The 22,184-nt window shown below is 43.5% G+C and carries 20 protein-coding genes; 1 reads left to right on the top strand and 19 read right to left on the bottom strand.

Annotated features, from left to right (window positions below; translation table 11 throughout):
* Positions 1–2 precede the first annotated feature (2 nt).
* The 13 genes from QFZ77_RS11100 to liaF form a co-directional block, all read right to left on the bottom strand.
* Positions 3–1,322, bottom strand: a complete 1,320-nt coding sequence (locus tag QFZ77_RS11100) for a DUF1800 domain-containing protein (RefSeq protein ID WP_307439385.1) — start codon at positions 1,320–1,322, stop codon at positions 3–5.
* 109 nt (positions 1,323–1,431) lie between these two features.
* Positions 1,432–1,983, bottom strand: a complete 552-nt coding sequence (locus tag QFZ77_RS11095) for an NADPH-dependent FMN reductase (protein ID WP_307439382.1) — start codon at positions 1,981–1,983, stop codon at positions 1,432–1,434.
* A gap of 180 nt (positions 1,984–2,163) precedes the next feature.
* The gene (gene glnA / locus QFZ77_RS11090; protein ID WP_047677332.1) at positions 2,164–3,588 is read right to left on the bottom strand and encodes a type I glutamate--ammonia ligase; all 1,425 of its coding nucleotides are present in this window, start codon (positions 3,586–3,588) and stop codon (positions 2,164–2,166) included.
* 238 nt (positions 3,589–3,826) lie between these two features.
* Positions 3,827–4,870: a 3-deoxy-7-phosphoheptulonate synthase gene (gene aroF / locus QFZ77_RS11085; protein ID WP_057304848.1), complete on the bottom strand. Its 1,044-nt coding sequence runs from the start codon at positions 4,868–4,870 to the stop codon at positions 3,827–3,829.
* Between the two features lie 129 nt (positions 4,871–4,999).
* Complete coding sequence (locus tag QFZ77_RS11080) at positions 5,000–5,521, bottom strand: DUF2062 domain-containing protein (RefSeq protein WP_307439377.1); 522 nt, start codon at positions 5,519–5,521, stop codon at positions 5,000–5,002.
* Positions 5,522–5,581: 60 nt separating this feature from the next.
* A complete protein-coding gene (locus tag QFZ77_RS11075) occupies positions 5,582–6,538 on the bottom strand; it encodes a 4-hydroxy-3-methylbut-2-enyl diphosphate reductase (protein ID WP_307439376.1) in 957 nt (318 codons plus the stop codon).
* 46 nt (positions 6,539–6,584) lie between these two features.
* Positions 6,585–8,057: a sensor histidine kinase gene (locus QFZ77_RS11070; protein WP_307439374.1), complete on the bottom strand. Its 1,473-nt coding sequence runs from the start codon at positions 8,055–8,057 to the stop codon at positions 6,585–6,587.
* Position 8,058: 1 nt separating this feature from the next.
* Positions 8,059–8,748, bottom strand: coding sequence for a response regulator transcription factor (locus QFZ77_RS11065; protein WP_307439373.1), 690 nt, complete (start codon positions 8,746–8,748; stop codon positions 8,059–8,061).
* Positions 8,749–8,889: 141 nt separating this feature from the next.
* On the bottom strand, positions 8,890–10,494 hold the full coding sequence (locus tag QFZ77_RS11060) for a S1C family serine protease (protein WP_307439372.1): 1,605 nt from the start codon (positions 10,492–10,494) through the stop codon (positions 8,890–8,892).
* Positions 10,495–10,638: 144 nt separating this feature from the next.
* Positions 10,639–11,052, bottom strand: a complete 414-nt coding sequence (locus tag QFZ77_RS11055; protein ID WP_307439369.1) for a YugN family protein — start codon at positions 11,050–11,052, stop codon at positions 10,639–10,641.
* An 87-nt stretch (positions 11,053–11,139) separates the two neighbouring features.
* Positions 11,140–11,790 (bottom strand): response regulator transcription factor, encoded by a 651-nt coding sequence (locus tag QFZ77_RS11050; protein ID WP_307439367.1) that lies wholly within the window; start codon positions 11,788–11,790, stop codon positions 11,140–11,142.
* A complete protein-coding gene (locus QFZ77_RS11045; protein WP_307439366.1) occupies positions 11,780–12,847 on the bottom strand; it encodes a HAMP domain-containing sensor histidine kinase in 1,068 nt (355 codons plus the stop codon). The genes QFZ77_RS11050 and QFZ77_RS11045 overlap by 11 nt, the downstream gene beginning before the upstream one ends.
* Positions 12,848–12,856: 9 nt before the next feature.
* A complete protein-coding gene (gene liaF / locus QFZ77_RS11040; RefSeq protein WP_307439363.1) occupies positions 12,857–13,972 on the bottom strand; it encodes a cell wall-active antibiotics response protein LiaF in 1,116 nt (371 codons plus the stop codon).
* Between the two features lie 267 nt (positions 13,973–14,239).
* Between liaF and QFZ77_RS11035 the strand changes: the two genes are divergently transcribed.
* Positions 14,240–15,529, top strand: coding sequence for an ammonium transporter (locus QFZ77_RS11035; protein WP_307439361.1), 1,290 nt, complete (start codon positions 14,240–14,242; stop codon positions 15,527–15,529).
* Positions 15,530–15,569: 40 nt separating this feature from the next.
* Here the strand turns inward: QFZ77_RS11035 and QFZ77_RS11030 are convergent, their stop codons facing one another.
* From QFZ77_RS11030 to ytxC, 6 genes are all read right to left on the bottom strand, one after another.
* Complete coding sequence (locus tag QFZ77_RS11030) at positions 15,570–15,947, bottom strand: hypothetical protein (protein ID WP_307439359.1); 378 nt, start codon at positions 15,945–15,947, stop codon at positions 15,570–15,572.
* A gap of 78 nt (positions 15,948–16,025) precedes the next feature.
* A complete protein-coding gene (locus QFZ77_RS11025; protein WP_307449420.1) occupies positions 16,026–17,549 on the bottom strand; it encodes a methyl-accepting chemotaxis protein in 1,524 nt (507 codons plus the stop codon).
* A gap of 137 nt (positions 17,550–17,686) precedes the next feature.
* Positions 17,687–17,815: a hypothetical protein gene (locus QFZ77_RS11020; protein WP_307439357.1), complete on the bottom strand. Its 129-nt coding sequence runs from the start codon at positions 17,813–17,815 to the stop codon at positions 17,687–17,689.
* Between the two features lie 87 nt (positions 17,816–17,902).
* Entirely contained in the window at positions 17,903–18,556 is a 654-nt protein-coding gene (locus tag QFZ77_RS11015) for a 3D domain-containing protein (protein ID WP_307439356.1), read from the bottom strand.
* Positions 18,557–18,743: 187 nt separating this feature from the next.
* Positions 18,744–20,678, bottom strand: coding sequence for a threonine--tRNA ligase (gene thrS / locus QFZ77_RS11010; protein ID WP_307439354.1), 1,935 nt, complete (start codon positions 20,676–20,678; stop codon positions 18,744–18,746).
* Positions 20,679–21,174: 496 nt separating this feature from the next.
* Complete coding sequence (gene ytxC, locus QFZ77_RS11005; RefSeq protein ID WP_307439351.1) at positions 21,175–22,116, bottom strand: putative sporulation protein YtxC; 942 nt, start codon at positions 22,114–22,116, stop codon at positions 21,175–21,177.
* Positions 22,117–22,184 lie beyond the last annotated feature (68 nt).

Raw genomic sequence — 22,184 nt, 5'->3', positions numbered from 1 at the left:
CGCTATTTCATTTGAGCTTCCGGGCTAATCAGCACTAATTGAAGCAAGCCTCTCAAACCCGCATTCTTTTGCTTTGTATGTACAATGGTATCATCTGCGTAAGCGGTTAAACCCTGTAAAGTCTTATCCGATAAATCAGTGATTCCCATCCGCTGACTCCACAATTTTACCCATTCTTCCGGACGCTCCTGTTGTTCAGGTGTATACTCTGCCGATAAGAGCACCTTGCCGTTTAGCTGCTTGGCGATGGACTCGGCAAACTGGTACCTTGATAATAAGGAGTTTGTATTCAGCCATGAGGCGCCTCCTCTCCAACCTGCAACATCCGGCGGGGAGTATAGCTCCTGTCCCATTCTCCTCATCGCTTGTGCATGCCCCTTCGAAACAGTTAGCTTACAGCATTTGAGAATACCTGCAACATAATCTGCCGGTGTTTTGATGAGAGATAACCGCAATTTCTCCTCATAAAATTCGTCAGATAGGAATAGCTCCTGAAGCACTTCCCCCATAGTAGCCTTAGCTGATATATGTTCGGCAACTTTTTGAATCCAACTTTCGGATGGGCTGTCCGTAGCAAAATATTTGAGCAGCTTCGTAGCAAGAAAGATTGGCAGCGTTTTTTGATGGAAAATAATTTCAATCACATCATCCGAATCCAGCTTTCCCGTTTCTTCAAGCAGCGTTTTCGTGTCATTGTCGTGTTGTTTTGGATTATAGCCTACTTTATTTTCCTTCTTATCATAGGTCCAACCCGTGAAAGCGCGCGCTGCTTCCTTCACATCAGTCTCTGTATAGTGACCGATACCTAGCGTGAATAGCTCCATGGCTTCGCGGGCATAATTCTCATTTGGTTTACCTTTTTTATTCCGATTCACATCAAGCCAGATCATCATTGCAGGATCTTTGCCAATGGCGAGTACGAGTTCTTTGAAACTTCCTAATGCATGTTTGCGAAACAATGTATTTTGTTGAACCATTAAAGTGACATCGTTAACCTTGTAATTCGCCGTCGCAAAATGTCCATGCCAGAACAACGTCATCTTTTCAATGAGCGGAGCACTGGAATATACCATTCGATATAACCAGTACATTTGTTGATCGGCTAATTGCAGCGGATCTAATGATTTCTTACCATCAGCGGTTAATTGATCAAATGGGGTTAGCGATGACGCTTGATCGATCAACGCCTCTCCGGCAATAAGACGTCGCACCGTTTCCTCACGACCAAGTCCAATACAAGCAGTAACTTCCTCCCCAGTGGAACCAAATCCGGCTCGATGTAATAAATGAACGACTTCCTTGTTAGTCCATGGTACTCCCATGATCTCCCCCCTCGCCCTATTTTCCAAACTGTACCACATAAATGTGTCAAAAGTGTGTGGAAATAAAAACAAACCAAGACAACATCCTTGGTTTGTTTTATTCGTACAACTATGCTTTCACAGCCAATTGTTTGGATAAATTGAGGAATGAACCAACAACACGACGAACACGTTTATCGACATCTGGATGGATATCTTGATGTGTTACACCCGTTTGGAAGCTCTTCCGCTGATCGCCTCCAATAGATAGCCAATCTGGGCAGTTAATGCCATGCAGATTGCGTACGATGGTTTGCAACTGCGTCAGAGAGCTTACAGCAATTGCCCCGCCTGCTGAACTTACAGATAAGACAACCTTATTATTGAAATGATCTTGTCCTAGATGATCAAGCGCATTTTTCAAAACACCAGAAATTCCACTATGATATTCCGGTGTTGCCAGTACGATCCCCTCTGCTTCAAGCATGGCTTCTTTTAATTTCTCTAGAGCTTCGTGCCCCGTGTTTGCATCATCTGGTGTATAGAAAGGGAGCGGTGTTTGATACAAGTCAATCAACGTCACCTCGTGGCCCTCTTGGGTCGCAAGATGCTTGATATATTCAGCAAGTCTTGTACTTGTCGCTGATCTCTGATTACTTCCTGCTATCATGGTAATTTTCATAATAATCTCCTTCCAGATCTGATTCATGCATTCATTATACCTCAATTTCAATCTGATAACAGCACTAATTGTAATCATTATCAAAAGAGTTTCATTATCGATAAATGAAAAAGCTGCCTCCTCCATAGAAAACTATGAAAGAAGCAGCTCGTATGTTATTCATGTATAAGCGCTAAGGAATTAGCAATCGAAGTAAAGGTTGTACTCGTGTGGGTGAATACGGATTGCTACAGCTTTCGCTTCGCCGCGTTTCAATTCGATATAGTTATCGATGAAATCTTGTGTGAATACGCCGCCTTCAATCAAGAAGTCGGAATCTGCTGCAAGAGCATCCAGAGCTTCATCTAATGTACCAGGAACGCTGCGGATCTCAGCTTTCTCAGCATCGGACATTTCATAGATGTTTGTATCGAAAGGACCGTATCCAAGAGCACGCGGATCGATTTTCTTTTTGATACCGTCAAGACCTGCCATCAGCATTGCTGCGAAAGCGAGGTATGGGTTAGCCGTGCTATCCGGTGTACGGAATTCGATACGACAACCTTTAGGTGTCACAGCTGCGATTGGAATACGAACTGCTGCGGAACGGTTACCTTTGGAGAATACAAGGTTAACCGGCGCTTCGTAACCAGGAACCAGACGTTTGAAGGAGTTTGTACTTGGGTTTGTCAATGCGATCAATGCTGGTGCGTGGTAAAGAATACCACCGATATAGTTGATTGCCATTTCGCTCAGGTTTGCATATGCTCCTTTTTCATAGAACAAAGGCTCGCTGCCATCGAAAATGGACATGTGAACGTGCATACCGCTACCATTATCACCAAACAGTGGCTTAGGCATGAAAGTTGCTACTTTACCGTATTCTCTAGCTGTGTTAGCAACGATATATTTGTATTTGAGCAGGTTATCTGCTGTTTTAGTCAATGTGTCAAAACGGAAGTTGATTTCAGCTTGACCAGCTGTAGCCACTTCGTGATGATGACGTTCGATACGAAGACCTGCATCAGCAAGTTTATTACACATTTCGGAACGAATATCTTGTTGGGAATCGATTGGAGCTACTGGAACGTAACCGCCTTTTACTGGAACTTTGTAACCAAGGTTACCGCCTTCTTCTTTGCGTCCAGTGTTCCAACCTGCTTCTTCGGAATCAACTTCGAAGTAGGATTTGTTCATACCATTTTCAAAACGAACGTCATCAAAAATGAAAAACTCGGATTCTGGTGCGAAGAATGCTGTAGTACCTACACCAGTTGTTTGCAGATATTCTTCTGCTTTTTGAGCGATGCTGCGTGGATCGCGATCATAACGCTCGCCTTCAGGTGTGTGGATGTTGCTCATAATGATCAAAGTCGGGTGAGCTGTGAAAGGATCTACATAAGCAGTTTCTGTATCTGGCATCATGACCATGTCAGATTGTTCAATACCACGGAATCCTGGGATGGATGAACCGTCAAAAGCTACTCCGTTTACGAAAGTTTCTTCATCTACTTCAGTAGCAGGCAAAGAAATATGCTGTGCTTTACCGGTAAGACCTACGAAACGAAAATCTACCCACTCAATATTTTTTTCCTTGATAAGGTTCAACACGTTTTGAACTGACATTTAAAAAACCCTCCCATTTCCGTACATTCAACGTACTTTACATGATTAATGTTCAACTTTTGGTTGTTATCTTGCACATATTATATAGCGATTTTGCTTACACAGTCAATACTTATGTCAGGTATTTTTTATTTTTGTGTAAGCTATGCTCACACAATTTCACAGATTTGTCCCATATCCAAAAATAGGAAAACTGGCTCCTCTTTCGAGGAAACCAGTCATCTTAGAACTATTACCGTTACGCCAAGATAACTTCTTTATGTGTATCAAACTTTTTACCAAGAAGCGGAGCAAGCTTCTCAAGATCAACAAGCAAATTAGCGAATTGATCAGGGAACAAGGATTGAACGCCATCACCAGTCATTGAATTGTCTGGATCTGTGTGCATTTCGATGATCAAACCATCTGCTCCTGCGGCTACGGATGCCTTTGTCATAGGAACAACAAGCTCTCTACGGCCAGTACCGTGACTCGGATCTGAGATTACCGGAAGATGGCTCAATTGTTTAAGAACCGGGATAGCCGATAAATCCAGTGTATTCCGTGTGTACGTTTCGAATGTTCGGATTCCGCGTTCACAGAGCATAACATTCGGGTTACCGCCAGCAAGAATGTATTCAGCAGCATTCAAGAATTCATCGTAAGTGGAGCTGAAACCACGTTTGAGCAGTACAGGCGTTTGAATCGTTCCGAGCTTGCGAAGCAAATCAAAGTTTTGCATATTACGTGTACCTACTTGAAGGATATCTGCGTATTGTGCACATACATCAACATACTCAGGTGTCATAACTTCTGTAATTGTAAGAAGACCATGCTTCTTACCCGCTTCTGCCATCATGATCAAGCCTTCAACGCCAACACCTTGGAAGCTGTAAGGACCTGTTCTTGGTTTAAATGCGCCACCGCGGAGAACTTGACCTCCCGCTGCTTTCACTAAACGTGCGATCTCATCAATCTGTTCTGGCGTTTCTACAGCGCACGGGCCGCCCATGACAACAAGCTGCTCGCCACCGATTTCAACACCTTTAATTTTGATAACCGTATCAGCCGGATGAAAGTCACGGCTTGCTAATTTATAGGATTTCGAAATTTTCACGACTTGCTCAACTCCTGACATTTGACGCAACTGTTCTGCTAATTTAGGATCTGCTTGACCGATAATTCCGATGACTGTGCGATCCTCACCTTTGGAGACGTGAGCTTGGACACCTTGCTTTTCTATGAATTGTACAATTTCCTGAATACGCTCATCTGATGTTTTGTTGGATGTAATGGCGATCATCTTAAACACGCTCCTTATTATATGGGTTGGATCACTTGTATACTTCAACGCTTGTTCGCTTCTACGCTTTTAATCACTAAAGTAAATATACAACGCCTGACGAGTTTTCGTCAAGCGTTAATTTATTTGCTATTCATTTGTATTCGAAGGGGCAAGTTGATCTTTACGGATTTTACGTTTTTCTTTGCGACGATTCGTATGGAATTTAAGTAAGAGCACCACTGGGAAGTAGGCAATAACCCCAAGTATCAACCCAACCACCATACCGCCTACAATCAAATCCAAACCACCTCTAATAATATTAGAAAGCATGTGCGGTAAATGATGTATCAGATAAATCTTAAAGTGCTTCGGTACCAACCAATCCCCCACTTGCTTATTGAGTATCGAGAATGGAATATAAATCACTTTTCCAAACACAAAACCAATTAACGCTCCAGGTAAATTAGCTCTTAATAAATAAACCAACGGAAAGATAAGAACGAATGCAAAACCGGCTGTAGGTAAAGTAAACATCTCTACAAACAATCCAATTGAAAAGCCGCGTGCTACTTTGGAAGGACCGCCTTTGGCACGTAAGAGAAGTAAATATTTATATCTAAACCAGCGCTTCGTGCTTTTCCAATCGTAGCGAGCTTTCACTTTCATCATTTTCACCTTCTGAGTGCTTTGCATGCTGATCTCAATCCCGCCCTGTGGAATAAATAAGGATCACTCACTACTAGCTGCTTTGGATTTAACAGCCGGAATGAGCTTCTTCATATTAATAGTACGTGTAATTCCCCAACTGGTTTCATCTTTCGCATCATAGCCTTCCAAGTAGGAAATTACCTCTTTGGTTATAGGTGTAGGAGTTGAAGCGCCAGATGTAACACCGACCTTGCGTACATTGGTTAACCACGTGCGATTAAGCTCCGTGATATCAGATATTCTATACGCTCTAACTCCTGCAATTTCCTCTGAAACTTGCGCTAAGCGGTTCGAATTATTACTTTTCGGATCTCCAACTACGATAACTAGATCGACTTCCTTCGCTTGTTCAGCAACCGCTTCTTGTCTAACCTGCGTGGCTAGACAGATCTCATTATGAATCTCAGCTTTTGGGAATAGTTCAAGTAAACGATTCATAATATGCTTAATGTCCCATTGGCTCATTGTTGTTTGGTTCGTAATAATAATACGATCGGGTTTAATGTCTAGTTGATCTGCTTCTTCAAGCTTCTCGATGAGGTGAACTTTGTCCGGAGCTACACCTACTGCGCCTTCCGGCTCAGGATGAGCTTTCTTCCCGATATAGATAACTTCATAGCCGTCGGCTACTTTTTCTCGAATTAAATCGTGTGTCTTCGTCACATCTGGACAGGTTGCATCTACAACGGTTAAGCCCTTGTCTCGGGCTCTGCGTCTTACTTCAGGAGAAACCCCGTGAGCAGTGAAAATGACCGTCCCTGTTTCGATTTGTTCTAATATTTCAAGCCGGTTCTCACCATCTAATGTGATGACACCTTCTTCTTTGAAGAAATCAGTAACATGCGCATTATGAACAATCATGCCTAATATATAAATAGGTCTAGGAAGATTTAAGTTTTTAGCAGTTTGCATAGCAAGTGCCATAGCATCTACAACGCCATAACAATAGCCTCTGGGTGATATTCGGACAACTTCCATTTCTTCCACCTGCCTAAGAAACATTATTTTCTTTCATTATAGCTGATTATACAGAGAGAGGAAAGTTTGCTGGAAGCCAAATCATAAAGGTACTTCCCTCGTCTTTGCGCGTTGTCACTTCAATAGACCCACCGTGTTCATCAATAATCCATTTGGCGATCGATAAACCAAGTCCAGTTCCAGACGTCAGTCCCCTTGATAAATCTGCACGATAAAATCTGTCGAAAATATGAGGAATATCCTCTTTATCCATACCAATTCCCGTATCGGTAATCCGAATACCAATAAAGCTATCCGTTCGCGACGCCTCGAACTTTACGGTTCCAACAGGTGTATACTTGAACGCATTTTCGATGAAAATAAACAACAATTGCTGCAAATAATCCCGATTCCCTTGCACGACCGCAAGTTCTAATGCATCTAAATCACCCACTTGCCAATCAGCGGTATGCTCGAGCAATTGAGCACGCCTTACCACTTCTTGAACGAGCGGCATGATCTCAACTGGCTTCTTTTCCATAAGAACGCCGGCATCTGCTCTCGCTAGAGCAAGAAGATCATTGACTAGTCTGCTCATTCGCTGTGCTTCTCCTGCAATATCATGCATAGCCTCAAGTGACATCTGCATTTGATCAGGTGTAGCAAGTTCTGTACTCCCCGAAGTCTGCTTCCACATCTTTTCCAACAAGTCGACATTTCCTCGAATCGTTGTAAGCGGTGTTCTCAGCTCATGAGATGCGTCCGATACGAACCTGCGCTGGGCGCGGTACGCTTCATCCAATTCCAGATAGGTAATCTGAATACGAGAGAGCATCCCGTTGATCGTCTCCGTCAAGCGCCCAATCTCATCTAGTGGACCGTCATAGTGGATACGTTTTTCCAGATCATCGCTGCTTCCTATTTGATTCGCGGCGTCAATGACGCGTTCGATCGGCTTGAGCGCTTTGCGCGCCAAGAACCAACCAAGTGAAGCTGCCACAATAATCGTTAGCAATGCCCAAATCATCAGGGTATACCGAAGGGTAACGGACGTTTTTTCATAACTGCCAATCGGTACAGCCGCTTGAAGAATCCCGATGAGTTGGTTCTGGTCATCGGACCTGATCGCTTGATTATAAATGAGGAAGTCTTGCCCAAGTACCTTGGTCTTTTCGAAAAAACCATCCTCTTGCTTTAATTTATCAATCGTATTCTTCGCTAAAGGCAAAGTAACATCATAGTATTGTAAGTTAGCCGAGCGATTAAAGCTTTTGAGTGTAACATTATATAATTGCAGAAACGTATTCGTAGAGTAGAAGTCCCTGCTTTCCAGTTCCAAATCAACGACGAGTCCCTTCTGTGAAAGAGCAATGCTCTTCTGAATACGCAAGGAGCTATTGCCTGCCTCCCGTTTCACATCTTGGCGAATTTGATCGTATAGGAAATAATTCAAGAAAAAATAAAGAACAATGCCAAAGAGCAGCATGGTTAGTGCCAATATCCCTGAATACCAAAGCGTTAGCCGCAAGCGAAGAGACATATTAAGATTCCCCTCTCAATACGTAACCTGCCCCCCGAACCGTTTGAATCAATCGTTTATGGCCAAATTCTTCAGTCTTTTGACGCAGCAGCGCGATATAAACCTCCAGAACATTGGATTCACCGCTATAATCGTAGCCCCATATTTTTTCCATAATAATATCCCGTGAAAGGACACGCTTCGGATTCTGCATGAACAAGTGAAGTAAATCAAACTCCTTGGTTGTTAACTCAATCAGTTTCTCACCGCGAAAAACCTCGCGTGTATCCAAATCCAAGATTGTATCCTCATAATTCAATCTATTCGTCTGCTGCTCAGGACGCTCCGTTCTCCTCCTAAGAAGTACACGCACTCTAGCCAGCAGCTCTTCAAGCGCAAACGGCTTGACCAAATAATCGTCTGCACCGAGATCCAAGCCTTTCACGCGATCGCTAATTTCATCTTTTGCTGTAAGCATAAGAATCGGTACCTCGCTGCCGCTTTCACGCACTCGACGAACGACCTCCCAGCCATCAATATGCGGCATCATGACGTCCAAGATCAGCAGATGTGGTTCTGATGTTAACATTTGCTTAAGGCCATCCGCACCGTTGGTCGCTGTGACGACCGAATATCCTTCAAAAGCCAAACCTCGTCTCAACATAGACGTAATTTTCTCATCATCATCAATAACCATTATGTTCTCTCTCATCGACTGGGCCACCCTTCTTTCAACCATTGTAACAAATTCCGCCTTAAGCAAAAAGAAGCAGAGCCTGCAAGCTTGCGGCCGCGGGACTCCACTTCCTTTTATTCCGTACTAACCTTTATTATCTCTCTAATTTTTCTTTTATTATTGGGCAGGTGTCTCGGCTAGAGCGTTTTTATCCCCAATAGTAATAGGTACTTCCATTCGCTTGCCATCTCGAATAAGTCCCAACGTGACCTTGTCGCCAACTTTCAATGCCTGAACTTTGGTAATCAATTCCTGCGAATTTTTCACCTTGGCTCCGTTAATATCTACAATGACATCGTATTGACGCAGACCAGCTTGGAAAGCAGGGCTTTTACGTTGAACGCTGCCAACCAATGCCCCATCTGTGTTCGAAAGCTTCAATTCACTTACCCAGTCTTTACCAATATCTTGTAGACCTACACCTAAGTAAGGAACTGGTTCTTTAGGAATTTGAACATTGTTTTTAAGATTTTCAAGAACGGAAGAAATGGTGCTAGTAGGAATGGCGAAACCAATTCCTTGCGCTTGAGAACTAACGGCAGTATTAATACCAATAACTTCACCATTCAAGTTCAGTAAAGGTCCGCCGGAGTTACCAGGATTAATAGATGCGTCCGTTTGCAGTAAGTGCTTATATTCGCGTGTTCCTTTGGCATCCGGAATGCTGATAGGACGTTCCTTCGCACTAAGCACACCTACCGTAACCGTATGGTCGAAGCCGTATGGATTACCGATAGCAACAACCCAATCCCCAACATTCACATCTTCAGCTTTACCAAGCGGGAGAATTGGAAACTCTTTCTCGCCTTCGATTTTAAGTACAGCCAAATCCAAATCGTAGCTGTTACCTAACAATTTAGCTTTAAATGGCTTATCATAACCTTCTACTGTGATTTGAATTTCATCAGCGCCGTCCACAACGTGCTCATTGGTTAAAATATATCCGGTTTTTTCGAAAATAAACCCTGTTCCCATACCTGCTGGCTGCAGTTCGCCACTGCCGGAGTTATTCTGATTATTGTTAGGCGTTGTATTACCGCCGCCATTATCCCCAAAGAATTGACGGAAGAACGGATCATCAAAGAGCGAATTACCGCCACGGCTTGTTTGCTTCGGTTTCACTAGAGATTCAACCTTAACAATTGCAGGCCCAGCGTTCTGTGCAATAGCCGAAATGTTCCCCGGGCGAACAACATCCAGCCCAACATTTTTCACTTCGCCACCATTACTGCTCCCACTCTTCGTTGCAGCTGCTGTAGAGCTGCCGGAAGCTAGAGGCTGATTGCCAGTAAACAAATTCAATTTATCAGCGCTGAACATAAGTGCACCTACGACCAAGGCGCCTGCCATGAAAGCCGCGAAAATGCTTTTCACAGATGAACGCTTTCTTGCGTTTGGATCCCAAGGACCCGAACCTTGTGGAGCGCCTGCTTCCGATCCAAAACTGAAAGGACGCAAGTTCTTAGGTGGAGTAACTTCAACACTGGAGGTTCCTTCAGTTCCCGACGCTGAAGTTGTAAGCGAATGCCCTTCGTTTTCTTCGTTAAAAGCTGACTTGTAAGGGCCATACGAATAATAGTAGGAAGGTCTTGCTTTATTAGGATCTTGTGGATCTTGCGGGTCTTGATGACTAGAATCATTTCGATTAACGCCATCGTTGTTACTGCTATTGTCGTTCTGCGGCTTAAAGAAGTCGCTATAATCTTTCTTGTTGTCTTCCATAGTTCTTACCTCCATTTGATTAATAAAGTTATAAGTGCATGCTTCTTGAAGGGTTATGTCTTGTTCTCTGTAGTTCTATCATGCACCTACAACCTTAAACGAATATTAAAAAACAATAAAATGGAGGTAAAAAAAGGTGCTAACTCATTGTTTCCAAGCTTGTTCCACTTTATGGAGCAGACCCGCTGCTTCTTTCACCCATTTATCTTCGATTTTGGCATCGGGATCGAGCGGAGTTTGGAATTGATCGATCAATGCGCCATAGGTTTCCGCTTCCGCCTCCTGGTCAAGTCCTTCATTATAAACATGCTTCAGCACGAAAGGAGTTCCCACTTCGACGATCGCATCCGTTGATTCGGCGTCGCCATCAATCCTTCCTGTCAGAACTTGAAAAGGAATTCGCAGCCAAACCAGATGGTCTTCATCTAAGTAGTGGTCGAAATAGCCATGATCGTAATCCCAATTGCCGCCCAGAGCAAAATCGAATTCATGCAGGTGCTCACGAACACTGTCGAAAGATTCTTGAACCTGCTCCAATGATGATGATAATGTTTTCATTCAGACACTCCTTAAGCGCTCATATTATTTTACTTACGCATAGAGTGTGCCAAAATCTAGTTTTTATGTGTGTTACGTTCCTTATCATCAAACCAAACCTTTGCGGTGAGCGAAGATAGCAAGCTGAGTCCGATCCTCTAATTCACACTTCATTAGAAGATTGCTGACGTGTGTTTTGACCGTTTTGATACTAATAAAAAGCTCTTCCGAAATGTCTTTATTACTCTTTCCCTCTGCAATCAAAAGCAATACTTCTCTCTCTCGCGAAGTCAACCCTTCTTCCTCTGGTATACTATTACGCTGCCTAATCCCTCTTGTAAGCGCCAGGGACACTTCTGAGTTCATCACCGGCATACCGCGGTAAGCACTCAGAATCGCATGAATCAATTGGTCGGATGAAACCGTCTTCAGCATATAACTGATGGCACCCGATTCGACAGCTTCGAGAACCTTTGCTTCCTCCAAGAAGCTGGTCAGCATAATAACCTTAACCTGAGGAAATTTACTGCAAATCAACTTGGTTGCGCCTATACCATCCAGAACTGGCATGGTCAGATCCATTAATATGACATCCGGCAAACGATCCGTGAGCTCTTGATTTAACTTATCGAACGCTTCCTGGCCATTGCTTGCTTCCCCTACTACTTCTAAACCGGGTTCCAATGAGATGTAGGTTCGAAGCCCAACCCGAACCATGTCGTGATCATCTACGATCATCACTTTAATGTTACTGCTCATTAATTTCTCCCTCTCTATCCTTTATTAGTAAGCTCGACTGTCCGGTAAACCGCGGAATGCGCACTCTAACTCGTGTTCCTGATCCTAACTTGCTGTCTATCTCCACTTCACCACCAAGCTTTTGCGCTCGCTCTCTCATTGTCGATAAACCATGAGAAGCCGATGGGATGTCTCTACGTTCAAAGCCTTGCCCGTCATCCTGCAGCTGAAGCACATACTGGTGCTCTCTTTCATATATAGCTAGGCGAACTTGTTTGGCAGAAGCATGCTTAACTACGTTCGCAAGGCCTTCTTGTATAATGAGGAAAAATTGATGTTCAATCGCTTCAGATATCGTTTCATGAAGAGATACATCAAGCTGGCCCTGCAGCTCATGGTTTCGGCAATATTCCGGAAACCATTTCTCCAGGGCTTCTTGTAAGCTCATATCTCCCAGTTCGATGGGTCTTAATTGTGAAATGAGTCCGCGCAGCTGCTTCTGGGCATGGTGGGACATTTGAATAAGCTGATTCATAACGCCCGGCGCCGCATCCGGGTTTCTCTCCAGAATTTTGGGTAAAGAGGAGGCTGACATATGAATGGCAAACAGCTCTTGACTAACCGTATCGTGCAAATCCCTCGCCAGTCGGCGTCTTTCCTCAAGTACAGCATTTTCCGTAAGTTCCTGATCCCGAATCGCCTCGGCCTCACCCAATTGTTGCAACAGCTGAATACGCTCTTCAACGGCAGAGGCCATGTTATTAAAAGCATCATACAAATACAAGAATGGTTCTACAGGTTCCATCTCTATCCGACTGGAGAAATTCCCCTTGGACAATTCGAGCATGGCGACATGCAGTTCATCAACTTTGCGCTGCCATCTTTTGGTCGCAACATAACCCACCGTTAGACAGACCAAGAGAATGGCTATGACGAACCACATTCGAAACTGCCATGAAACGAGCTCCTCCTTATAATATTCAAGCACAATATAGATGCTAGATACCGTGAGTAAACTCGAGATAAGAAAATAATTCAGCAGCTGCCACTTCATATTGAACATTCGCAATTTGTACATGCTCCATCCTTAACCTATCTTTTTGATTGTAATGTCACCAATAAACATGCTCGTGGTTACAATTATTTTCCGATCAGCCTCTTCATAGTGCGATGTTTGAGTTCTCACACTGCGCAGAAACCCACTCTCACGCCGATCAAGCACTTTCATATCTCCGATAAAAGAACTTGCCATTACGCGAACTTCAACATCAATATCATTGGGAATGAATATTTTCACATCACCAATAAATGCTGAAACATGAATCGTTGTTTCTCCCAACGAAATGGCTGCGCGAGTAAGATCAATGACGGAATCACCAATAAAATGTGAGATCTGAATCGGCTTCAGTTCCCAAGCTTCTTGTCCCAGATGCACATCTCCGATAAAACCATGCCGATGAAGTACGTCACCAGAGTTGAAATTACGTACAAAATCATCGTACTTGTGCCCATGTTGGTTAAAAGCTTGCGTTTGTGGTTGTCCCGGTGGCTGAGTTTGCCTACCTGGGTCTGGTTCCCCCGGAGCGTCTGGCACATCCCACATATGTTTATCATGAAACTCGCCGTGAATATCCTTGAGTACGGCTTTCTCTTCGTCACTGAGCTCATGCTTTACTTCATTAAAAGCAGATTTACTATCGCGCTCCTTATCATTTGTAGGCGATGGTGCTCCATCACTCCACTTGGGTTGATCCCATGGATTTCTATATTTTTCATGCTGCAATCTTCTAGCTTCACGTCTTGCCTGTCTAACTTGATCTTTCGCTTCTTTAATAGAAGGCCAATCCGGTGACTCTTTCTTGCTAGGTTTAAAAATCACATTCAATCCAAATAGAATTAAGGCAATAGGTCCCAAAATCTGAAACATCTCTCCAAGCGATCGATCGGTCAGCTTTAAATTTTTCAGGAGAAAGATCGTTCCCATACAACAAACGAGTAAACTCCAAATTGAGCCTCCCCAATGATACTTACGCTGCCAAACAAAACCAACGAGACCGTAGAAAATAAGAATGACAGGCCAATAAGTGGAAAACATATAAGCAAGATCAATATCAATAAATCCTAATTGGTTAAGTAAATAAAGGACTCCTGCCGTTACGAGGACAAGCCCCCAAATTATTCTTTGAAACATATGCGGATTCATACTTCTTCCTCCATTTGTGTACAACGTTGTTAAGATACCTCTAGTTTATAAGATACTGCCTTGAATGAAAAGAGACGAGAGATTGAAGACTTCCTCAGTCTAGAGACTGAGTTTTCGCAGAATCCGATGAATAACTGACATCAGAATTACAAAAACGAACAATAACCACGAGATGTTATGTATTCTTACGTATATCGTTGACATGCTTATCATCAGAACCGTATAATTGGTGCAAACAATTCCTCAAACATAAGGAGAGATCAGATTATGGATGCAATCCAACAGCTTTCTAGCGGCCTAGATACCATATGGGTGGTTCTGACAGCTGCCATGATTCTATTGATGGAAGGCGGCTTCGCTTTATTGGAGGCAGGTTTCGTCAGACAAAAAAATGCAGTAAGTATCATTATGAAAGTGTTCGTTGATATCTCTTTCGGAGCACTTATTTTTTACTTATTCGGTTTCGCCCTTATGTACGGGAAAGATGTTTCCGGACTATTTGGAACTACCGGATTCTTCATGGGAGGAGATTTAACACATATCGTTTTAAATATCTCACATGAGACTTATTGGCTATTCCAGTGCGCCTTTGTTATCGCTGTGATATCGATTGTATCTGGGGCTGTTGCCGAACGCATCAATTTCCGTGCTTACATTCTATACACCATTGCAATGACAGGTTTAATTTATCCCATTGCTGGCCACTGGGTTTGGGCCGTTAATGGATGGCTCGGCAAATTAGGCATGGTTGATTTTGCAGGTTCAGCTGTCATTCACGCACTTGGCGGCTTCTCCGCTCTTGCCGCAGCGATGATCATTGGTCCAAGGATTGGCAAATTTTCCGCTGACGGCACGGCTAATATTGTACCACCGTCTAATCTGCCACTAGCCTCAGTAGGCGCATTTATCCTTTGGTTCGGTTGGTTTGGGTTTAACTCAGGAAGCACACTAAGTGCCACCAATACTTCCATCGGCCACATTGCAGTAACCACCATGCTGGCAGCTGCAGCGGGCAGCGCAACGTGCATTCTATTCACCATGATGCGTTACCGCAAAGCCGATCCCCCTATGGTTATCAACGGCGCTCTTGCAGGGCTCGTTGGGATTACTGCAGGCTGCGCTTTCGTTAGTGATGCTGCGGCCATTCTGATCGGAGCCATATGCGGGATCGCCATGGTTTATGCAACAGAAATACTAGAAGCTAGACGAATTGATGATCCAGTTGGCGCCTTTCCTGTTCATGGTATCAGCGGCAGCATCGGGACACTCGCTGTAGGATTATTTGCGCAGCCTGATGCCATTCGGGAAGGCACTGCCGGTTTATTCTATGGCGGGGGCTTCAGCCTTCTAGGTGTTCAAGCATTAGGGCTTGTTACGGTTTGTATATGGGGATTCGTTATTACTTGGGGTTGTATGAAGCTAATTCAACTTATCGTTCCACTGCGAGTTAGTAGAGATGAGGAATTAGTCGGATTAGACGTCGGTATCCACGGTGTTCCTGCTTACAGTCAAGAAGATGGATTTCTGGACTTAGAACAACTAAAAAAAGGTCAATGAGAACAAAAAAACCTTCCAAATGGAAGGTTTTTTATTTGTATTAAGAAAGCAGCTCTTCAATCTCATCCGGTACTGAGATCACATCGCCTGGTTTGGATTCATTCATAATTTGTCTCGCATGGGCAATTTCAGCTCGAAGCTTCCTAACTTGCTCCATGGGTTTCTTCACATAGTGGATATACTCGACAGCAAGATGATGGTCAGGTTTCTTACCAGAAAACATGCGGCGAAATGATGACATCGTCTGATAAGCGCGCTCTTCTTTCATTCTTTTGATTTCGTAGCGCTCTACTACCTGCTCAATATCCAAGACCTGCTGTTCCTTGCGGACAATGTAAGCTTCCAAGAAAGGAAGTACCTCTGCAGCTTTCCTTGGTGTTCTTTGAGGTTTTCCGTCCAATCGCAAAGCATTCAGCATGATCACTCACCTATCTCCCCGTGTCAAGATTTATAACAGTAATCTTATTTTACACCAAAATAAACGATTTGAGAACCTTTATTTCAATATTAAATCGATTCCTACAACACCAACAGGGGTTCCCGTGTCATCTATTATCGCTTTTGACATTGTGATACATGGTTTTTTGGTAATAGCTGACACATATTCCGGAGAAACGAAGAGTTCTCCCCCCATTGCACGCTTCCACCACTCTCTGCCCTTTGCATTAACTAGACCTGCCTCAGGCATCGAATAGATAAAGGTTCCATCTGCGCGGTTAGACCAGATTGCTTCAATTCCGGCCGTTTTCTGCAAAATAGTGCCTAAATGGGAAGCATGCTTACCATCAAGCAATGAAGTTATGTCAGGTATTAGCACAAGCGAGCTAAGTACTTGCTTCATTTCTTGGATATTTACATGAATCGTTCCTTCTTTATTTTGCATACCTACTGCTTGTATCGCCTGTATCAGTTCCTTAGAGGAACGATCTAGATTTTGGTTGATATGCTGCAGCATCGATACTTCATGACGCTGTTTTTTCATTTGATCCAAGGTAATCTCCACACTAGACATCGTCTCATTCATCAAATCAACAACTTCGCCAAGTGATGTTCTTGTACCTGAGACAAGCGAGGACTGAATCTGGGTAGAGCTTGTTGTACTCGATACAAGATTGTTAACATTTAGAATCAACGCGAAGATCGTATCGATCTTGTCTTTTATTATTTTCATCTCAGCAATCCCATGAGCGACAGATGCCTTCTCCTCAGCAACCGCTGTCACAACTTGGGAAACACCGCTCTCAATGGATGCCAATAGTTCGGAAGATTTCGTAACCGCTTCATGACTTTGTGTAGCCAGCTTCTTAATTTCCTGTGCGACCACAGAGAAGCCTCGTCCATGCTCACCCGCTCTGGCGGCTTCAATGGATGCATTAAGCGCAAGCAGCGAGGTTTGAGAAACTACTTCAGCAATAAATGTATTGATTTCTTCAATCTTTGACGTATGCCCTGTCAAATCCTGAATCTTCTTCTGCATGGTATCGTTATTAATATGTAGATCATTCATGACTTCATCCGTGGCATTCAGTGACCGGCATACATCAACCACCGTATCTTTGGTTTGCTCACTCTGTTGATGCATATGTAAGGATGAATCTAGAATTTGGTCTGCTGCAGCCGCTACCTGCTGAATCGCAGCGAATGCTTCCTGCAGCTGTCCAACGGCTTGATTACTTCGAATCTTCAGATCCTCTTCTCCTTGAATCGAAGCATCGGCAATGTGCAGAAGATGTCCGATCGAACGATTGACTTCCTCAACAGCAGCTGCTAATCTGTCCGCTACAACCTGAGATTCTTGTATAAACGTTCGGAATTGCTCTTGTTGGCCTTTATTATCATGGCTAATAGATGACCTTGATGATCTGGTACTAAGCCAAGCAATAAAACCTATAAACAAAAAAACAGCCAAACTTGCAGCCGTAAACCATCGAGAGGAAATAAATAACGCGAGTACACTTACCGAAATACCAATGAGAATAAGAGCATACAACCCAGCTTTGTGTTTAATTTCTGCGCGCATAAGCAATTGGAACTCCTCCCAAAAGGAACCTAAATGTTAGTTTTTGTTACATTATATCGAATATAGAAGATGTTGAAAAGAAATAAAAAAACAGAGACCTTTTCAGATCTCTGTTCTTCAAGCTTATTGATATTTCATTATTTATTTTGGTTTTGAGTATTCGTTTGTTGCTGTTTGTTCGCTCCTGATGTTTCCGCAGCAAATTCTACGTCTTGAGCTACATTCGAGCTCAAATTTCTATTCTTGTTATTCTTGTTCTTAGCCATGTTCAATCACCTCCTGTAAACATAGGATTTCCCAAACAGGAGAATTTATGATGGAAATGTTCGGCTTGGTGAAAAGCTCATTATCGTTTATAGCGCTTTGGTAGGTGCGATGATCTCATCCTTTAGTTGATTCCAGATGAGTTCGGTTACTTTCCCATGCCCTTCTTTGACGATAAATACTTTAACCGTCTTCTTGCCCCATTCTTTGTAAACCTGATCCTTTGTATCGAAATACAGATCAATTTTCTTACCTTTAATTGCGCTGCCTGTATCTGCAACAACACCATAGCCATAACCGGGAATAAATAAGACAGTTCCAAGCGGAAAAACGTTCGTGTCTGCTGCGATCGTTGATAAAGCTTTATCATCCCGCTTTACTTTAATTCCAGAATACGTGATCCCATACTCAGGATGATCCGGATTTTTCCCTGTCGATTCCTTACCTGCAAAATAACCGGTGGCTGTCACTTCGACTGCCTTGAGCTTGGACAAATCTGAGTCTAACTTCGGAACATAACGATAATTGATTTGTTGCATGTTTTCTTGCGCAACCGGCAGTGAAGTGGATGCCGTTTTGGCCGGAATAACCTTTTGCTGCTGATCTTGTATATGGGTGACGGAGTTTGCCGTCGTGTAGCTTTGGTCGCTTTTGCCCGTCGTCTCTTGTCCGAAAAGTGCCATCAGAACAACGATGATCGACGCACTAAACCATTTAGACTGAGTCAAAAAGTTGGTTGACATTACTATTTTTTAATACCTCCCCTACTATTGCAGGTTGTCCAATACCTACCACCTTTAAACATCCGGATGCAGACTCACTGTTTAAGGTGTCCTAATCACGCTCCCCTATACATACCCAATTAACTGAATTTGAAAACAAAAAAAGCAGAGAAGATTATCTTCTCTGCTTCATTTATAGGATTGGTGCTTAAAGTTTCTTACTAATTTCCTCGTTAATCATGCCAATTACTTGTTCAATCGGATGGGTTCCTAGATCCCCTTGACCACGTTTTCGAATCGATAAGCTTTCGCTCTTCACTTCGTTTTCACCGACGACTAGCATATAAGGAATCTTCTCCAGCTGCGCTTCTCTAATCTTGTACCCCAGCTTCTCATTACGATTATCTGCCTCAACACGAATACCAGCTTCTCTTAGACGCTCAGTCACGAGATTCGAGAATTCTTCGAATGCCGGAGATACCGGAATGACCTTGGCTTGGATAGGCATTAACCAAGTTGGCAGCGCACCAGCGAAGTTCTCAAGCAAGAAGGCCGTCATACGCTCCATAGTACTGATAATCCCTCTGTGAATAACGACCGGGCGATGTTTCTGACCATCTTCACCTGTGTATTCAAGCTGAAAACGCTCTGGGAGCAAGAAATCAATTTGAGCTGTTGAAAGAGTTTCTTCTTTCTTGAGCGCTGTTTTGATTTGAACGTCAAGTTTAGGACCATAGAAGGCAGCTTCACCTTCAGCCTCGTAGAAATCAAGTCCTAGCTCTTCAACAACCTCACGCAGCATGCGTTGGGAAGTTTCCCACATTTGATCATCTTGGAAATACTTTTCTGTATCCTTAGGATCCCGATAGGAAAGACGGAAACGGTAGTCTGTAATTCCGAAATCCGCATAAACCTGACGAATCAAGTTCACAACGCGGGAGAACTCTTCTTTAATTTGATCCAAACGGCAGAAAATATGAGCGTCATTCAGTGTCATGGCACGAACACGGTGTAGACCTGTTAAAGCACCTGACATTTCATAACGGTGCATAGTTCCAAGCTCAGCAATCCGGATCGGCAGATCGCGGTAGCTGCGCATATCGCTTTTATAAACCATCATGTGATGTGGACAGTTCATTGGACGTAGGACAAGCTCCTCGTTATCCATCACCATTTTCGGGAACATATCCTCGCTGTAATGATCCCAGTGGCCGGATGTTTTGTACAGCTCAACATTAGCGAGAACTGGCGTGTAAACGTGTTGGTAACCCAAACGCTCTTCCAGGTCAACAATATAACGTTCCATTGTACGTCTCAATTTAGCGCCGTTTGGCAGCCAAAGCGGTAATCCTTGCCCAACCTCACGTGAAAAAGCAAACATTTTAAGCTCTCTGCCCAGCTTACGGTGATCACGTTTCTTCGCTTCTTCCAAAAGATGCAAATGCTCATCCAGCTGCGCTTTCTTAGGGAAAGCAGTGCCGTAAATACGCTGCAGCATTTTGTTCTTCGCATCTCCGCGCCAGTAAGCACCAGCAACGCTCAATAACTTGAACACTTTGATTCGGCCAGTTGATGGCAGATGCGGTCCGCGGCATAAATCAAAGAATTCACCTTGGTCATAGATGGTAAGTACCGAATCTTCCGGCAGATCACGAATCAATTCCAGCTTAAATGGATCTTCCATTTCAGTGAAAATGCGAATCGCTTCCTCACGGGAAACAACGCGGCGAGTAATCGCCAGGTTCTCACCGGAAATACGCTCCATTTCCTTCTCGATTTTCACCAAATCTTCAGGATTAAGCGGTGTTTCCAAATCGATATCATAGTAAAATCCGTCTTCAATAACAGGTCCAATCCCTAATTTAACAGCTTTTTCACCATAAATACGTTTAATCGCCTGAGCCATCAAATGCGCTGTGCTGTGACGATACATCTCTAATCCCGCTTCGCTATCGAGCGTTAGAATTTCCACGTCTGCATCATTATCCAATGAGAACGACAGATCCACGGATTTCCCGTTAACTTTGCCGCCAATCGCATTTTTCTTCAGTCCGGATGAAATGGATTCCGCCACTTGCTCAATGGTCGTTCCAACTGCGTACTCTCTAACCGCGCCATCTGGTAATTTCACTTGTACAACCATTTCTGTTCCTCCTAATATAGGGATCTTTGAGCGTAGCTCAAAGTCTCTCCGCTTTGGGGATCTTTGAGCGTAGCTCAAAGTCTCTCCGCTTTGGGGATCTTTGAGCGTAGCTCAAAGTCTCTCCGCTTTGGGGATCTTTGAGTGTAGCTCAAAGTCTCCGCTTTTAGTTCATTTTTGAACGCAAAAAAGCACACTGCATCCCAAAAGGGACGAGTGCGCTCAGCTCGTGGTTCCACCCTAGTTCGATTCGCTGCATGACCACAGGGGTATGGCGAATCCTCATCAGCATTCGGTAACGGGAATGATTCCGGTATTGTATACTAACGATCCTGCAAGTCAGTTCGAATTCCACAATACGGCTACAAAGGGGTAAACGATCTGAATAGCTGAAGGAGATTGCAGCCTAGTCTCCTCTCTCTGAGCAGTTCTTGCAGAAAGTTCTTGTCTTTGATTTTAACGCCTTCGATCACTATTATAATTGCCTCATCGCTCAAGGTCAAGGGGATAGTTGATCCTGTTTCTTGGCTTCACCCAAGAAAATGTCACAAGTTCGGCAATAGGAGCAAACCGTTGTTCGATCCTCAAATATTTGTCTAATCGTCTTGATGATCGTTAATTCGGGATCTCGCGTATGGATGTAGATATTTGCTGGAGATACCGTAATGAGTGTGCTAACAATCATATCCTCGAAATTAATATCTTTTTCAAGTACTTCTAGCTTAAAGGTTGTATCGAATTCATTCGCGTCTATGAGTTCAAGCTGATCATTCAGGATAACAAACTCATGCCCGCCTTTATGTATAAGATGAGCTACGGGGATCTTGGCTTCCTGAATATAAACAAAGTACTGCAATAGAGAAATAAATTCCTGATACTGACGATCCATCATAAACTCATCAATGGCATACTCAGCTATCTCTCGCAGCTCCTCGGTATAATCCTGTAAACGAAATTTGAGAAAACCATCCAAGCTTAGCCGAGGGGTTTCCTCCAGAGATTGCACGAGCTGCTCCGATAACATTTGTTTGCGGCGCAGTCTTGCTGAGCTGCCATTCAAAATAGGCAATTCCTCAATTACGGTCTCCGCACACATGGATTGCTTGCAGTACCCTTCTATTGCTTCCAAATCGTTTATGGCTTCATATTTAAATTCTTTAACAATCAAATCACGTAAAATAAGCGTCTCTTTCTCTACGATGATATGATTAGCCAACACGCCAGCCAGTCCTTCCCTTACTTCCTTCTGAAATGAAGATATTTCTCTTTCCTTCATCCTCACTTCAATTCGAATGTAAGCATGTGTTTCATATAAATCAAATGGGGCGGTTACTCCACTTTCAGCGATATGTAAAAGCTGCAGCTCACGTTCTATCTGAGCGCTTAGCGAACGTACATAGGCCTCATCAGCATTCATTATAACAATGGCAAACAGTTCCATAGGCTAACTCCTTTCATCAATACGTCCTCCTCCTAAGAGTATATGGTCGATAGGAATCAGATATACAA

This window comes from Paenibacillus sp. V4I3, from assembly GCF_030817215.1.
In the GTDB taxonomy this organism is placed as follows: Bacteria; Bacillota; Bacilli; order Paenibacillales; family NBRC-103111; genus Paenibacillus_E.
Note: the sequence above shows the minus strand (reverse complement) of the source record. Positions and strands in the feature narration are given on the sequence as shown.

Coding starts and splice junctions, on each gene's coding strand:
- QFZ77_RS11100 (WP_307439385.1), bottom strand. CDS start 1,322: ATGGGAGTACCATGGACTAACAAGGAAGTCGTTCATTTATTACATCGA.
- QFZ77_RS11095 (WP_307439382.1), bottom strand. CDS start 1,983: ATGAAAATTACCATGATAGCAGGAAGTAATCAGAGATCAGCGACAAGT.
- glnA (WP_047677332.1), bottom strand. CDS start 3,588: ATGTCAGTTCAAAACGTGTTGAACCTTATCAAGGAAAAAAATATTGAG.
- aroF (WP_057304848.1), bottom strand. CDS start 4,870: ATGATCGCCATTACATCCAACAAAACATCAGATGAGCGTATTCAGGAA.
- QFZ77_RS11080 (WP_307439377.1), bottom strand. CDS start 5,521: ATGATGAAAGTGAAAGCTCGCTACGATTGGAAAAGCACGAAGCGCTGG.
- QFZ77_RS11075 (WP_307439376.1), bottom strand. CDS start 6,538: ATGGAAGTTGTCCGAATATCACCCAGAGGCTATTGTTATGGCGTTGTA.
- QFZ77_RS11070 (WP_307439374.1), bottom strand. CDS start 8,057: ATGTCTCTTCGCTTGCGGCTAACGCTTTGGTATTCAGGGATATTGGCA.
- QFZ77_RS11065 (WP_307439373.1), bottom strand. CDS start 8,748: ATGAGAGAGAACATAATGGTTATTGATGATGATGAGAAAATTACGTCT.
- QFZ77_RS11060 (WP_307439372.1), bottom strand. CDS start 10,494: ATGGAAGACAACAAGAAAGATTATAGCGACTTCTTTAAGCCGCAGAAC.
- QFZ77_RS11055 (WP_307439369.1), bottom strand. CDS start 11,052: ATGAAAACATTATCATCATCATTGGAGCAGGTTCAAGAATCTTTCGAC.
- QFZ77_RS11050 (WP_307439367.1), bottom strand. CDS start 11,790: ATGAGCAGTAACATTAAAGTGATGATCGTAGATGATCACGACATGGTT.
- QFZ77_RS11045 (WP_307439366.1), bottom strand. CDS start 12,847: ATGTACAAATTGCGAATGTTCAATATGAAGTGGCAGCTGCTGAATTAT.
- liaF (WP_307439363.1), bottom strand. CDS start 13,972: ATGAATCCGCATATGTTTCAAAGAATAATTTGGGGGCTTGTCCTCGTA.
- QFZ77_RS11035 (WP_307439361.1), top strand. CDS start 14,240: ATGGATGCAATCCAACAGCTTTCTAGCGGCCTAGATACCATATGGGTG.
- QFZ77_RS11030 (WP_307439359.1), bottom strand. CDS start 15,947: ATGCTGAATGCTTTGCGATTGGACGGAAAACCTCAAAGAACACCAAGG.
- QFZ77_RS11025 (WP_307449420.1), bottom strand. CDS start 17,549: ATGCGCGCAGAAATTAAACACAAAGCTGGGTTGTATGCTCTTATTCTC.
- QFZ77_RS11020 (WP_307439357.1), bottom strand. CDS start 17,815: ATGGCTAAGAACAAGAATAACAAGAATAGAAATTTGAGCTCGAATGTA.
- QFZ77_RS11015 (WP_307439356.1), bottom strand. CDS start 18,556: ATGTCAACCAACTTTTTGACTCAGTCTAAATGGTTTAGTGCGTCGATC.
- thrS (WP_307439354.1), bottom strand. CDS start 20,678: ATGGTTGTACAAGTGAAATTACCAGATGGCGCGGTTAGAGAGTACGCA.
- ytxC (WP_307439351.1), bottom strand. CDS start 22,116: ATGGAACTGTTTGCCATTGTTATAATGAATGCTGATGAGGCCTATGTA.